This window comes from Microcoleus sp. CAWBG27 (genome assembly GCF_020883145.1).
GTDB lineage: Bacteria > Cyanobacteriota > Cyanobacteriia > Cyanobacteriales > Microcoleaceae > Microcoleus.
In genome coordinates this window covers 217988-233358 of the sequence record NZ_JAHREU010000002.1, presented here as the reverse complement: position 1 = coordinate 233358, position 15371 = coordinate 217988, and the positions used below count along the sequence as shown (strand labels likewise).

11 protein-coding genes are annotated in these 15371 nt (G+C 44.4%); 9 read left to right on the top strand and 2 right to left on the bottom strand.

The annotated features are described in order from the left end of the window. Positions 1-449 precede the first annotated feature (449 nt). Entirely contained in the window at positions 450-2816 is a 2367-nt protein-coding gene (locus QZ938_RS02305; protein ID WP_293347252.1) for a hypothetical protein, read from the top strand. 289 nt (positions 2817-3105) lie between these two features. Then, on the top strand, positions 3106-3996 hold the full coding sequence (locus QZ938_RS02300) for a glycosyltransferase (protein WP_293347249.1): 891 nt from the start codon (positions 3106-3108) through the stop codon (positions 3994-3996). 490 nt (positions 3997-4486) lie between these two features. On the opposite strand, the gene ribE is transcribed toward QZ938_RS02300, so the two are convergent. Continuing rightward, positions 4487-5200, bottom strand: a complete 714-nt coding sequence (gene ribE, locus QZ938_RS02295) for a riboflavin synthase (protein ID WP_293347246.1) — start codon at positions 5198-5200, stop codon at positions 4487-4489. Between the two features lie 385 nt (positions 5201-5585). Here ribE and QZ938_RS02290 point away from each other — a divergent pair, with 385 nt between their 5' ends. The 5 genes from QZ938_RS02290 to QZ938_RS02270 all read left to right on the top strand — a co-directional run bounded on the left by QZ938_RS02290 (position 5586) and on the right by QZ938_RS02270 (position 12505). Then, the gene (locus tag QZ938_RS02290; protein WP_293152327.1) at positions 5586-6095 is read left to right on the top strand and encodes a bifunctional nuclease family protein; all 510 of its coding nucleotides are present in this window, start codon (positions 5586-5588) and stop codon (positions 6093-6095) included. A gap of 5 nt (positions 6096-6100) precedes the next feature. Beyond that, positions 6101-7231 carry an aldo/keto reductase gene (locus QZ938_RS02285; RefSeq protein ID WP_293347242.1) on the top strand — a complete coding sequence of 377 codons (1131 nt, stop codon included), beginning with the start codon at positions 6101-6103 and terminating at the stop codon, positions 7229-7231. A 388-nt stretch (positions 7232-7619) separates the two neighbouring features. Then, positions 7620-10910 carry a PAS domain-containing protein gene (locus QZ938_RS02280; RefSeq protein WP_293347239.1) on the top strand — a complete coding sequence of 1097 codons (3291 nt, stop codon included), beginning with the start codon at positions 7620-7622 and terminating at the stop codon, positions 10908-10910. A 17-nt stretch (positions 10911-10927) separates the two neighbouring features. Beyond that, positions 10928-11458, top strand: coding sequence for a hypothetical protein (locus QZ938_RS02275; protein ID WP_293337898.1), 531 nt, complete (start codon positions 10928-10930; stop codon positions 11456-11458). Between the two features lie 108 nt (positions 11459-11566). Next, complete coding sequence (locus QZ938_RS02270) at positions 11567-12505, top strand: DUF1963 domain-containing protein (protein WP_293347236.1); 939 nt, start codon at positions 11567-11569, stop codon at positions 12503-12505. A gap of 170 nt (positions 12506-12675) precedes the next feature. Here QZ938_RS02270 and QZ938_RS02265 read toward each other — a convergent pair whose 3' ends face one another. Beyond that, entirely contained in the window at positions 12676-13785 is a 1110-nt protein-coding gene (locus QZ938_RS02265; protein ID WP_293347233.1) for an extracellular solute-binding protein, read from the bottom strand. 64 nt (positions 13786-13849) lie between these two features. On the opposite strand from QZ938_RS02265, the gene QZ938_RS02260 reads away from it, so the two are divergent. Next, positions 13850-14008: a hypothetical protein gene (locus QZ938_RS02260; protein ID WP_293347230.1), complete on the top strand. Its 159-nt coding sequence runs from the start codon at positions 13850-13852 to the stop codon at positions 14006-14008. A 600-nt stretch (positions 14009-14608) separates the two neighbouring features. Next, positions 14609-15004: a hypothetical protein gene (locus QZ938_RS02255; RefSeq protein ID WP_293152309.1), complete on the top strand. Its 396-nt coding sequence runs from the start codon at positions 14609-14611 to the stop codon at positions 15002-15004. Positions 15005-15371 lie beyond the last annotated feature (367 nt).

Here is a 15371-nt window from a genome sequence, read left to right as displayed (position 1 = left end):
ACAATCAAATAGGTTCGTAGTGAGGACTTTAGTCCGCATCCATAGAAGGACTAAAGTCCTTAGTACAAACAATCAAATAGGTTCGTAGTGAGGACTTTAGTCCGCATCATAGAAGGACTAAAGTCCTTAGTACAAACAATCAAATAGGTTCGTAGTGAGGACTTTAGTCCGCATCATAGAAGGACTAAAGTCCTCACTACAAACAATCAAATAGGTTCGTAGTGAGGACTTTAGTCCGCATCCATAGAAGGACTAAAGTCCTTAGTACAAACAATCAAATAGGTTCGTAGTGAGGACTTTAGTCCGCATCATAGAAGGACTAAAGTCCTCACTACAAACAATCAAATAGGTTCGTAGTGAGGACTTTAGTCCGCATCCATAGAAGGACTAAAGTCCTCACTACAAACAATCAACAAAAGCCTCCCATAATAATTGGTAAATTGTAGCTTATGCTAATAGCGCAGTATTTGTGGGAATTAATTTTATTTCTGATTATTATAGTCTGCCCAATTCCCCTAAGCTTGTCTCTGACCTTCGAGAATCAAAAGGAAAACAGTAACTATTCATTTCCTCATTTTATTCTCGTACTTTTGACGGGATGGAGTATTGCACAAATTTGTATAGGTTTGATTTTAGGAAGTGCCGATCGCCTAAATCTGGCTGCGGTCATTCTAGCAGAAATGTTGATTTGTGCGATCGGCTTAATTCTGATTTATGCCAAAAACCAGAAATCTTTTAGCTTCTCGCAGTGGCAGATTCCCCAACTCAAGCAACCTCTCAACCCATCCGAACTCCTAATCATTGGTGCCACCGCATTTGCAGGATTTGTGTTGTGGGAAACCCTAGCAACTAAACCCACAACAAATTATGACTCATTGTGGTTTCACCTACCTGTAATTGCCAGATGGTATCAAACCCACTCATTTACATTCTTAGATGCCGCCGGAAATTGGATTTTTGAACACGAGCAAGCCCGAGTATATCCCTACAATTGGCACGTCTTGTCTGCTTTGTGCGTACTCCCCTTCAAAGAAGACTTTCTCACAGCTTTTCCCATGCTAATTGCCTGGGTACTTGAAGGAATTGCCGTCTATCTATTAAGTATAAAATTTGGAGCAACGAGATTTTATGGCATGGCAGCAGCATCTTTAGTATTAACAGTACCGATGATGCTCAACCAAGTTAACACCATTCACCCAGACTTACCGCTAGCTGCGATATTTACAGTCGCTTTATATTTAGGTTTATCCTATCACAGCAGCCGATCGCAATCCGAGCTATCCCTATTTTTGGCATCTGTAGGAATGATAGCCGGAATTAAAATCACTGCCCTAGTCTATGCAGCCTCACTTTTAGGAGGATTAGCAATATTAGAAATTAAAAAATTCATCGTTAATAAAAATTCTACAGGGACTAATTTTAGAATTCGCCACATCAAGCCAGTCTTGGTGTGCGGCATACTTTGCTGCTTGTTTTTAGGAGGTTTTTGGTATGCGAGAAACTTGCTGCACATCAATTATCCTGTTGGTGATTCCCGCGAGATTAACATTCCCTTACAGCCTGTTCCCCCACCGTCTCCCGTAACGCCGCCAAAACCTCCCGCAGCATCTCCAAAACCTCCCGTAGCATCGCCAAAACCAAGCGTAACGCCGTCACCCACACCTCCCGTACAGCAGCCAACACCTACCATACCTGCGCCTTCAGCTTCGCCACTGTTGAAGATTTGGCAAAGCACTTTAGCCGCTCAATTTAATCCCAGCAATATTTCCCACTGGCAAATATTTGGCTTGCAAGTCCTGATTAGATTGCAACTGCCATTTCTGGCGATCGCACTTCAGGCCTTAGCAGCACCTCTGGCTTTGACCCAAGGTAAAACCAGAATCAATCAAAACAATATCATTTTAACCGTAGTTCTCGCCAGCACCGCAATTCTGTACGTCATTACACCTTACACCTCCGGTACAGCGGGAGAGTCTATTGGTCAACTCAGCCCTTTACTCGGCTTTAATCTCAGATACGGCTTTCCCTTTTTAAGCTTACTGGCGATCGCAGCAGCAGCAACCGCAACTCTGCTCAAAACTCGCAAGCAAGTAATTATAGCAGTTGTTTTAATTAGCAGTATTTCCGGAATTATTAGCAACACAATTTTTGACCTGATTAAAAATGCTTCTTTTACCGGAAAGAGTATTGTTTGGGGAAGCTGGTTAATTGACAGGTTTAAATCTAACTTCGCGGAAGCCATCAATGTGGTAATGAAGATATTAGCGCCCAGTTGGCCAGATTTAGGAATCTACCCATTAATTTATGTTGGATTGCTGCTGCTAGCTGGGATTTTATTTAAGCGCAATGCTAGCTTGATTGGCTTGAAAAATCTACTCGCCAGCTTAAAAAAGTCGAGTTACATAATGATAATTTGTGTCTGCATAGCATTGATGGTAAGTGCTAGTTGGGTGGCGAGGGAAAAGCGAGACGTTGCTCGCGCCGAACTGTATCGCGGCATTTACGAATATATTGATAAAAATACAGTACCAAATGAAAAAATCGGCTTCTTTTTAAGTTACCGCAGCTACCTGTTTTACGGGAGAAAGTTGGACAGACAAGTTTTGTATGTGCCGTTTAGAGCCGATCGACTTCCGCAATGGATGGACAACCTCCACAAAAATAACATTAAGATGGTAGGATTCGGGCCCTTAACTGATACAGACGAATACACCAAACTAGCTTTATCTTGGCTGACAAGTCCCGAGGGCCCGTTGCAACCAGTTTTCGGCAAAGATTTTAATACTGAGTCGGTTCTGTATCGCTTAAAATATTAAAATATATACAGGTACGTTGTTGGGCTTGAGCCTCCTTATATTTATTATATAGTAAGCGCCGTCTCATCAAAAAATCTATTTACAGTCATATAGCCTTTCTGAAAAAGATGAGGTATGAATGACATCCTATATAAGCACTAAACTAAGGAATGAAAAATATATAACTTGCACAATTAAACTCCAGAAGCCTTGATGCTAGCTAAAGTATTCCTGAATTAGTAACATTATTTATTTTTCATTACCAAGAAGGGCTAAAGCCCAACAACGTACCTCATGTTTCTGAACTCTCATGAACCAAACTAAAACTCTATTTTCAATTATAGTTCCGACTTACAATCGCCCCGAGCAATTAGCGCAGTGTCTTCAGTCTTTTGTTGAACTAGAATATCCGCGCGATCAGTTTCAAGTGATTGTCGTCAACGACAGCACCGAAATATCTGTAGAAACTACAATTTCCCCTTTTCAAAATGGGTTAAATCTCACACTTCTGACGCAACCCAACTCAGGCCCCGCAACGGCGCGAAATACTGGGGCTTTTGCAGCGGAGGGCAAATTTTTAGTGTTTGCAGACGATGACTGTACTGTGGCGGCAGATTGGCTGCAAAATCTAGAAAAGCGATTTCGGGAAACACCAGACTGTTTGATCGGAGGTCGAACTGTCAACGCGCTGCCAGATAATATCTATTCTACTGCCAGCCAGCAACTGATCGATTACCTTTACAGTTATTACAATGCTATTGGCGATCGCGCACAATTTTTCACTTCTAACAATTTTGCCCTTCCCGCTGAGGCTTTCGAGAAAATCGGCGGGTTTGATATGAGTTTTTCGCTGGCGGCTGGAGAAGATAGGGAATTTTGCTTTCGGTGGCTCAATTTGGGAGGCCGCGCGGTATATGCTCCCGAAGTGACAGTCTATCATTACCACGCACTAACTCTGCGGAAATTTTGGCGGCAGCAATTCAATTACGGTAGAGGTGCTTTTTTGTTTGGGGAAATTATCTCGAAAAGTGGGGCTAAGGGGAAACGGCAACATCCGTCATTTTATCTGAATTTGCTAATTTATCCATTTTCCCAGGGATCGGGTATTCAAAAGCTATTAATTGCTGCTTTGTTTTTGGTTTCTCAGGCGGGAATTGCGGCGGGGTTGTTTTGGGAGAAAAATGTTTTTTTTGAGGAATAGAGTTTGTGGATGGGGAGCTTCAGTTTTAATAGGATCGGAATGATTTAACCACAGAGAGCGCAGAGGACACAGAGAGAAAATAGAGAGATTAATCCAAGACGATGCTACCGGATTTTATATAATTCGTGGCTGACTCACCAGAGAAGTACGAACTATTGTCTGCTTTGTTTTTGGTTTCTCAGGTGGGAAGTGCGACAGTTTTTTTTTTGGAAAAATGTTTTTATTGAGAAATAACATGAAGTTCATTAAAATAACCATTATCGGTTCGTAGTGAGGACTTTAGTCCGCAAAAAAAATAGGAATCAACTCCTCAATACAGGTTCGTAATAAGGACTTTAGTCCGCAAAAAAAGAGAGGACTGAAGTCCTTGCTACGAACCTTTTCGTAATGAGGACTTTAGTTCGCAAAAAAAGAGAGGACTGAAGTCCTTGCTACAAACATTTTTTGGGAAAAGAGAGGACTGAAGTCCTTACTACGAACCAATTTATGATTACACAAATCCGTGTTCTGCTAAGAATTCCGGTGTAATTGTTCCTAAACTGTTGATGGCGGGGGTTTCTTCCCAGGGTTCGGGATGGGCTTGCCGGCCGCTGCGGAGAAATTTGGCTACATATTTGCCTAGTATGTCTGCTTCTAAATTAACTAAACTTCCCGCCTGCAAATAGCTGAGGTTTGTCTCGGAAAAACTGTGCGGAATTACGGCAACTTCAAACCAATTTCCGTCAGCATCGCAATCTGCTACGGTGAGGCTGATGCCGTTGACGGCGATGCTGCCTTTGGAAACAATGTATGGTGCAATTTGACGCTGCCATCCTGAATTGGCTGTTGGTGGGGCTGTAAACCTCATCTCCCAAGCGTTGGCGGTTTGGGTGGATGTGGCTAAAGTGCCGATCGCATCTACGTGCCCCGTCACAAAATGTCCGCCCAATTTGCTACCGGCGCGCAGGGAACTTTCTAGGTTTACCCAAGCATCGGGTAATGCTCCCAAAGTAGTGCGGCGCAAAGTTTCTGGGGAAGCGATGGCGACAAAACCTTGGGGCAGAACTTCTACTACTGTCAAACAAACTCCATCTACTGCTACGCTGTCGCCAACGGCTAAATCTTGTAAAATCTGGTAGGAGTTGCTTGAGGTGCAGGAAATTTGGAAGTAATCGTTGCCTAACGATTTCAGCTTTCCGAGAGATTGAATTAGTCCTGTAAACATAGTTATTTTTTTCTAGTCGATCGCTTATTTAAATCAAACCAAAGGCACAAACAAACCAGACACATCAGCTTTTGCTGTCCCTTACCAAGAATAATGGGTTTAAAGCCTCCTCCTTCGAGGGGAAAATAAAACAAAATTATTCACTGTTTCAATCCTCTGACTTATAGGTAGAGGTCGCTCTCCCACGGTCAACTGTCAACTGTCAACTGTCAACTGTCAACTGTTGAAGCCCCCTCCTTGAATCTTCAATCCGAAAATCGAAAATCAACAGTCCTCAATCAGTTGTAGATTCAGGCGAAGATCGAGTCATACTTGATTTAGATCATCTATTTATGTCCAAGTTCTCTGCCGCCTTGCAGTGTCTTAATTCTATGAGGCCGATCGAATGATTGAAATGAAAGTCGCTGGAATTGCCTTAGATGCAGCCACGCGCAGCCCTATTGTCCTATTGAGAGACGCTACAGAGCGTCGCGCTTTGCCTATTTATATCGGTCAGGAGCAGGCAAAGGCTATTATTAGCGCTCTAGAAGGTCACAAGCCTCCTCGACCTTTAACTCACGATTTGATAGTCAATTTCCTAGAGGCCTGGAGTCTTACCTTGGAGCGCATAGTGATTCACTCGCTGCAAGATAACACGTTCTATGCCGTGCTGATTGTCCGTCAGGGTGAAGTGAAAAAAGAGATCGATGCCCGTCCCAGCGACGCGATCGCCATAGCTCTGCGGACGAATAGCCCCATCTGGGTGATGGAAGAAGTCGTCGCCGATGCTTCTATACCGGTCGATCGAGATGCTGATGAGGCCGAACGCCGAGCTTTCCGAGAATTTATTTCAAACCTCCGTCCAGAGGATTTGATCAAAAGAAGCGGCTTGGGCCAGGGCGAAACTTCGTCCTAAAATCTATGCGCTATCGACGGTTTGGCAAAACGGAGTTGCACCTGTCTGTTTTTTCGTTGGGAACCATGCGCTATCTGGCTTCTGAGGAAATTGCCTGCCAGACTGTACGGCAGGCGGTATCTCAGGGAATCAATCACCTGGAAACGGCGGCGGGTTACGGTTGTAGCGAGGAATATCTGGGCGCGGCCCTCGCATCTGGTTTGTCTGTCGGTCGATCGCGCTTCCACGTCACCACGAAAATCCCTCCTGGGGACGATGCTGCTGCAACGGAACGCTGCATCGACTCGTCTCTCAAACGCTTGAATTTAGACTATATCGATTGTCTGGCAATTCACGGTTTGAATGCTTGGGAACATTTGGCTTGGGTGCGATCGCCCACAGGCTGCATGGAAGCTGTACGCAAAGCCTTGGCTGATGGCCGAATTCGGCACGTCGGTTTCTCGACTCACGGGCCTCTGGATCTGATTTTGGCTGCTATAAATACAGATTTATTTGAATTTGTCAATCTGCATTATTACTATTTTTTTCAGCGCAACGCCCCGGCAGTTGAACTCGCCAAGCACAAAGATATGGGCGTTTTCATCATTTCTCCGGCAGACAAAGGAGGGCAACTCTACACGCCCCCAGAAACTCTCGCACAATTGTGTTCGCCTTTCTCGCCTTTGGAGTTGAACTATCGGTTTTTACTGAGCGATACTAGAATTGGAACTCTGAGTGTGGGGCCTGCAAATCCGACAGAATTAGAGCAACCTCTAAAATATGCCGATCGCGACTTTCCCCTCACCCAGGCCGAAATTGCTGCGTTTGTGAGGCTGGAATCGCTGATTGCCGATCGTTTGAAAACTGACAAATGCAGCCAGTGCTACGCCTGTTTGCCTTGCCCGGAAAACATCAACATTCCTGAAGTATTGCGGCTGCGGAATCTCGCTGTCGGGTGCGACATGACTGAGTTTGGCAAATACCGTTATGCTATGTTTGAAAATGCCGGACATTGGTTTCCTGGAAGCAAAGGCAACCGCTGCACCGATTGCGGCGAATGTTTGCCCAGGTGTCCCGAAGAGTTGGACATCCCAACTTTGCTCAAAGACACTCACCAGCGACTGAATGGCAAAGCGGGCAGGCGGTTGTGGGATTGAACACCAGTTGACAGTTGACAGTTGACAGTTGACAGTTGACCTGTGGTAGGGGCGGTGCCAAGAGTGCCCGCCCTCTTAGTTCATAGTTCAAAGTTCATAGTTGACAGCAACCTTTAGCTGGAAGGAAGAGGATTGGAGTAATGAATCATCTTCTTTTAATTTCTTCCGATCGGGCTTGGGGCTTTCAACCAATTCTTTCTGGTAAAAAAACTAAATAACAAAATCTGGTTGAAGAGCCAGAAACTTTATTTCTATGACAATACCCCAGTTATTTTATTACTTTCTTCGAGCCAGCGAGAGCCAACATTTTTCTGATGGGTGATTAACGGAACTCTCTCTAAAATCTCAACTTCCCAATCTCAACTTGATACTTCCAGATTAATATCCCGTGTCATCTACAAACGATTCAGCATTTACTACTATGGCTCAAACTCAGTTAAACGACAGCCAGCAAAACTGTTCGGAGCTTACTAATTTTGGGACTTCCGAAAGAAGATTGAAAGCAGTTTTCAGACCTTCTACCTACAACTTGTCTGTCACCAGAAAACAATTAATTGGATTGCTGGCTTTACAAACCATCTTGCCAGTCGGATTAACGGGAGCAGCACTTTGGCTAACATCAACTGTTGGAAGCAGCGAACTGCAAAATCAAGCTAAATCTGAACTGAGCCTTAGTGAAAGTAACTACAATCTTAAACTCGATCGCGCTGCATTCAGTTTGCAAAACTCCTCTGACAGCAAAACGATCGCCCAAATAGCCTCAGCTTATAACAGCGGTAAAAACATATCAAATTTGCGACAATCTGTCAAGGATATTTTGGAAACCCAAGTTAAAACAGGGGAAATAGACAGTGCTGTCTTAGTGGGAAAAAACGGGCAGATTGTAGTTAGCGTCACCCCCAACATCAAGGAAAAAAGTGTTAACCTGCAAAAAATAGTCGATCGAGTATTCGCTGCCAAAAAGCCAATAACCGCCAGCAAAATTATTGCCAAATCGGAACTTCAGAAACAATTGGTATCTTTGCCGCGCGCTGCGGGAGACGGTAGCGTTCTCGTCCGCTACACAGCAACTCCTGTAAAAGATCCCAAAACTAAGACGGTGATTGGTGTCTTAGTGTTAGAAAAAATTTTGAGCCAAACGACGGCAGTTGCTAGCAGCGAAACCATCAATTTACAAAGTGGCGGATATCGCGCTATCTACTCCGTCCCAACTGACGGCAAATTTGTGTTGGCAAGTTCGCAAACATTTACCAAAAATCAAAAGTTGCCAGATTTGCTGGCAGACAAATCGCTGCTGAAATCGGCACTCGCAGCCGCCGGCAAGCCTGTCGCTCAGGAAATGCGAACAGGCAGTAAAACTTATACAGTAGCTGCTCAATCCCTGGACAATTTAGCCGGAAAACCCGCAGCAATTTTAGTGCGGGGAATGCCACAAACTGATCTCGCATCCTGGTGGGTCAATAATTGGCTGCTAGCACTGTCTGTGGCTGCCGCCGCACCCCTGGCCTTGGCAGTAGGAGTCACCCGCCTCCTGGCCAAACCAGCTAACTCAGATTTATTAACAGCAGACGGCAATTCACGATCTAACTCCACCGCCGAAGCGCAGCCACAATCGGTGAAGTGCGTTAGCGAAACCCTAGAAAAGGATCGCACTTCTGACAATTTATCTGACAATTTAAATTTGGGCGAACTCCCCGGTTTATTCCCGAAACAACCGAATTTAGACAGTCAATTAGCGATGGATTTTGAGTATGGAAATTGTGCGGGCGATCGCGCGCAAATCACAAATCCCGAAATCTCGCTAACTGTCCCAACCCCAGTATTGGCAGCCAACTCAGGCTCAAACCACCCACAGCCGACAAATACAGAACCAGCAAAAAGCTCGATCGCCTTAAATCAAGTCCAAGAAGCTTGGCAAGACTTAAATCGCCTCAACTTGGAATTGCAGCGAGAAATACTCGAACGTCAAAAGGTTCAAACAGCCCTGCGGAAGAGCGAAGAACTGCTGCAAGCGATTTTAGACAACTCCACAGCAATGATTCACATCAAAGATGCTGACGGAAAATACCTGCTTACAAACAGCCATTTTGACAATTTGTTCCATATGGCAAAAGAACAAATAACTGGTAAAACCGACGGCGATATTTTTCCTCAAGACAAAGCATCAGTCTTGCGAGAAAATGACCTAAAAGTGATTGAAACCTGTTCGCCCCTAAGCATTGAAGAAGTCATCCCTCAAGACGACGGGCCGCACACTTATCTGTCTCTCAAATTTCCCCTCTGCAACTCCGAAGGTACAGCTTATGCAGTCGGTACAATTTCTACAGATGTGAGCGATCGCAAAAAAGCCGAACTCACCCTAGAAAAAGCCAAAGTAGAACTAGAAATAGAAGTCGAACAGCGCACGGCATTCCTCAAACAAGCCAACCAACTCTTGCAGTTTGAGCTCGCCGCCCGAGCCCGCGGCGCCATTACCGTCAGACAAATGACGGCTCAAGTAGCCCGACACGCCAGAACAGTTGACGGCATTCTCGGCGCATCCCTCGACCTAATTTTTCTAGTGGATCAGTCGGGAAGGTACACTTACGTCAGTCGCACCGCCGCCCAAGCTGCCGGCATGAACCCCAGAGAAATGATTCGCAAAACCTGGCAGGAATTAGGCTGGCCTCCAAACATTATGGAGCGGGTTCACCAACAGTGCGATCGCATATTTGTCACAGCCGAACCCGCCAAAGGCGAAGTAATCGTCCCCACCGCAGCCTGGGGAACCCGCGACTACGAGTACATTCTCAGCCCGGTGTGTGCGACAGACGGTAGCGTGGAAGCGGTGGTAGCCACGCTGCGGGATATCACAGAGCGCAAAGACGCCGAGGAAGCGTGGCAGTTGGCCAAAGAAGCCGCCGAACTCGCCAACCGCGCCAAGAGTGCTTTTCTGGCAAACATGAGCCACGAGTTGCGGACTCCCCTAAACGCAATTATCGGCTACAGCGATATGCTGGTGGAAGATGCCGAGGAGGTGGGCAACTTAGAGGTAGTTTCGGATTTAGACAAAATTCGGACTGCTGGGAAACACTTGCTGCAACTGATTGACGACATTCTCGACATTTCCAAAATTGAAGCTGACAAGATGGAGATTTATCTCGAAAGCTTCGATGTTGGCGGCCTCATCGAGGAGGTGGCGACAACCATCAAACCGTTAATTGAGAAAAACGGCAATACCTTGCAAGTATTGAGTGCCGAGAATATCGGCGCCATGCACGGCGATTTGATGAAAGTGCGGCAGGTAATCCTGAATTTGCTGAGCAATGCTGCTAAATTTTCTGAGAATGGGGCGATCGTACTTACTGTCGAAAGAATTACCAGTGAAGAATTTAAAAATAAATATCAACCGCGAGTTGTTCAAATGTTAATTTTGGATGCTGAATATTTAGTTTTCCGAGTGACAGATACGGGCATCGGCATGACACAAGAACAGCAAGAGCGACTGTTCCAACCTTTCACCCAAGCGGACAATTCAACTACTCGCAAGTACGGCGGTACAGGTTTGGGATTGACTATCAGCCAGCGTTTTTGTCAGATGATGGGCGGTGATATTGAAGTTACCAGCGAGTTAGATTGTGGTTCTACTTTTACGGCTTTTCTTCCTGCTTCCTTGTTTAGGCGATCGGAATTTCAATAATTTTGTCGCAATAAATTATGATAAATCACCAGAAACTCAGCCACAAAAATCAAGTTTTCCGGCGCAGACCTAGCATTTTGACAAAAAGTTTATTTTTGTTCCTAATTGCCAGTTCTACGTGCATCACAACCTTGCTGTGGGGACAATCTGCGGCGTTTTCCCAGCAACCAGTTTGCCCGAGTGGAGATGCTGCCAATTTCCCGTCGCCGCCGCTTTCGCAAACCGAAAAAAGCACGCCGAGTCTGTGGTTGGCTCAAAAACAGTTTGGCGGCAAATTGCTCGATCGCTGGTTTGTCGATCGCAGCAACACATGGGTTATCCTGATCGTCAACCGCCAACTGTGGAGTTTGCTGGATTATATGGAACGCTATCAGTTTGTCAACCGCTTCGGCACAGCTTCCAGCGAGTACGGTTACAACCTGCGAGTTTGCAACCGTCAGGGGACGGCTTTGGCGGTTTATGCGTGCAAGGGCGATCGATCGAGCTGTAAAATAGATTTAGAATCTCTGTCAAATCCGGGTCTTCGAGGTAAATTCAAAGTATTTTAGTAGGGTGCGCTAGTAGCGAGTTGTGTTTTGGGCGATCGATAAATCAAGAGTTCACGCACCCTACATTTGAGCTAATAAAATGTGGTTTGTTATTCGGGCGAAAAAAAAATGAAAACAACCCTTAATCTTCCTGCTGAATTTGAACCTTTTCGTCAAGAAATTGAAAGTTCAGAAAAGCCTGTTATTAAAATCACTTATGAACGCAGGGCGACTGATTTCTGGTCAAGCAAATTTGGCGGACTGCCTTACTTGCCGAAAGGTTACGATTTTCCCAAAGATAGTGATGGAAAATATATGCACCTTTTGGCACAACTCAATTTTGAGGAAATCTTTGCCCAAGTGCCATATTTAGCGCCTTTCCCCACAAAAGGAATTTTGCAATTTTATATTAGTAACAATCTAGGTTGGTATGGAATGGATATAGAGAAGTTGGACAATCAAAAAGATTTCAAAGTATTGTACTTTTTAGAAATTGACAGAAATAATTGTCAAACAGATTTTGCTTTTTTGTTGGATATCAATGAGAGCTATTCAACTTTAAACAATCAAAAATTTAGTGCCTTGCAATTTGTTGACGCAAATAATTGTCCGATTGATAATCCTTTTAGTGAGCATATTTTTGAACGTGATTATTTACCTTTAAAGCACCAATATGTGAATAATTCTCAAGAATGTTTGGCTTTACAGTTTAGTCCTGACAATGAGTGCGTTTGCCCAGAAGACTATCAAATTAATAACTTTTTTGAAGAAGAGAAACTTAAACAATTCTTTGATATAATGGAGGCAGATGATTGCAAATTAAATGATTGGTATTATGCGAATTTATACGAGATTCACCATAAAATAGGGGGATACGGCTACTTTACACAAACTGACCCTCGTGAGTATAGTCCGCAATACCAAGACCATAAAGTTGTACTCTTACACATGATTAGTGATGATGAGATTTGTTGGGGTGATTGTGGAGTAGGTAACTTTTTGATTCGTGCTGAGGACTTAGAAAAATTAGATTTTTCTCAGGTGATTTATAATTACGATTGTTCTTAAAATTAAAATACTAACTCTTCAACCAGTGCTATTTTTTTATTGTTCTAAGGTACGTTGTTGCGTTTCAGCGCTCTTTGGGGGACAGCATTATAAATGCAAAACTGCGATCCTCCTCGCTATTTCATAGATTAAAACAGCGCTGAAGCGCAACTACGTACCTCAATACGTACTTAACCTCTCACTACTTGCCGAATTTCTTGCCAAAGAGCTCGATATTGGGCAATCCCCGCATCCCCGAAAGGTAGCAGAAAGTCGCTGGCGGCAAGAATTTTAGCATCCGGCAGCAACACGGGATTGCTGCGTACATCTGCGGGCAAAGCCTCGGGTTTCATGCCGACAATTATTGGCGAACTAGCCTTAGCCAGCAAAGATAATTGAGGTGCAATCTGAGGCTGCAAGCAAAAATTAATCCATTTTTCCGCTAACGAAACTGGCTTTTTTGATGCGGGTTGTACCCACAAATCTGTCCAAATTGCACTTCCAGAAGCAGGAATTACTACACCAATATTGTTTTGAGTTTGCAACAGCGGCAGTACGTCACCAGATGAACCTACTGCCAGCCAAGTATCACCTAAAATTAACGGTTGCAAGTAAGCATCGGAACTGTAAAGCTTTGCTTGTGCGTGCAGGTTGGCGAGTTCTTGTTTGAGGTTGGGAACTCGATCTAATTGCTGCGTGTTGTAAGATTTCCCGAGTTTTTTTAATGTTAAACCTATAACTTCTCTCGCGCTATCCGGTAGCGAAATTCGATCGCGCAATTCCTCTCGCCACAAGTCACTCCAATCTTTCGGAGTCCACCCCAAAGCCTTAAATTTGTCGGTTCGATAGGCAATTACCGTACTTCCCCAGCGGTAAGGTGCAGCCCAAACTTGACCTTTGGCGTCTAATTGGCCGTCAGCGTTACGCCGGACGAGTTTTTGCCATCTTTCGGGCAATTGCGACCAATTAGCAACTTTAGCAGGATCGATCGGCTGAATCAATTTTTGCCGAATTGCCAAAGTCAGCCAATAATCTCCCAACATCACCAAGTCAGCTTGATTTTTGGCTTCCGGTGTGCGTTTCCACTCCTGTAACAGGGCGAATAATTCTTTTAATTGCCCTTCCTGCGTTACTTGCAACTGCGGAGACGGTTGTAAATCGCGACTAAATTTGCTTGCGAGTTGGGCGGGAATACCGTTTTTGAGCGATCGAATTTTGAGAGTGGGTTTCGAGTCGCAACCTGCCACCAGTTGACTTAAAGTTAGGGTAGCTGCGCCCAAGAGCAAAGACCTTCGTTTCACCTGTGAATCCGCTTTTCTAAATATTGACCGATGTTTTGTGTTCTGCGACCCGGGAAATAATTGTTTGTCGAGTCCGGTAGCCCGCACCGATTTGTCTTATTTCTTTTTCCAACACACAGCCATTGTACTCGCTTCTGCTGCGATCGGAGTCCGTGCTGCTCTTGCCGTCAACTTACCAGAAAGAATTGGTTCAAAGCCCGCCCGCCTTCGAGGGAGAAATTAAAATCAGACTATTGATTACTCGAATCCTCTGGCTTAATGGTATAGCTTGCTCTCGAATTGTCAACTGTCAACTGTCAACTGTCAACTGTTAAACGCCGGTCTTTCCGGGCGATCGCCTGTATCTGTGTTACATTCCTTAATATCAGGAAACCGCGAAAGCCCCACACTCTGCCGTTGGATGACGCTTTTTCCACAACCGAAGTGAAAAATTTCTTTTAAATCCGCAACAGTTTAATAACTACAAAACCCGGTTGCTGTCTCCATAACAATCTCAAGTCCCAAATCGAAAAATGGCAAATTGACTGCCGAGTCAATCTCACACTCCTGGAGGGACTCCCACTCTCAGAAGCCGAGTTTTTTTGTTTTTTTTAACTATGATTGAAGGTTTGAACAAAGTATAGGAGTTAACAAACCTCGTTTCAGAATCCAAGAAAATCTAAAATCTAAAATCTAAAATCCTCAACCTGAGTCTCTAAATCTAGCGTCAGGATTGGGAACACAACAATTACGTCAAAAATTAAATAATTTAGTGATAAATCCCAGTTATGTAAAGATTTCCCTAAAATGTAAAGATATAAGTTACTATCCCGAGGATGACTGTATGGAAGCGCTACGCCAGCAAGTTACAGCATTGACCCAACAAGTCGATGCTCTCTACAAACTCGTAGAAAACCTCAATGAAAAGTTATTGGAGTCCGCCAAGGAGACGAAGCTGGCCCAGCAGCATATGGACGATCGCTCCCTGACAGCAGGAAATCACAAAACCTCTCCCTATCAAAGCTACAGCAATCTCGACGGCATCCTCGGTCACAAGGACATACTGTTAGATGACAGCTACTTCGACAAGAATTCTCAAAGTCTGGAAAAAGAGCTGACTTCCGAAATTCAAATCCAGCGCCTAACAGCTCAGCTAACAGCGGCTTACAATCGAATTGCTGCCTTAGAAGAACAGTTGGTCGCCAAAAGAATGCACTCACACGTAGGCGGGTCTAATTAAATATTGCTGCTGGCGATCGGCATCGATCGAGAGAGAAAAGACAACTTGCGTTGATTTATCCTCGTCTACTTATAGAGTCATTGAATAGAGTGTTTTTGTCTCGCACAATTCACAGTATGAATACTGCTTCAAAGCGAGATATTGTGTAGAATATTCTGTAAATCTGAAAGCAAAAATGCTACAGAAAATGATATAATTATTCAGCCCAAACTAATGTATAGCAATCCTAAATGATTCATGAAGAGTTGTAGGGGTAGTGCCCCCGTGCCTACCCCTTATCTATCGGGGCAACCGGGCTCTTAAAGATTCCCTACAAGAATTATGCAAATGATGCGAGGATTGCTATAGTTGAGCAGCACAACGAGGT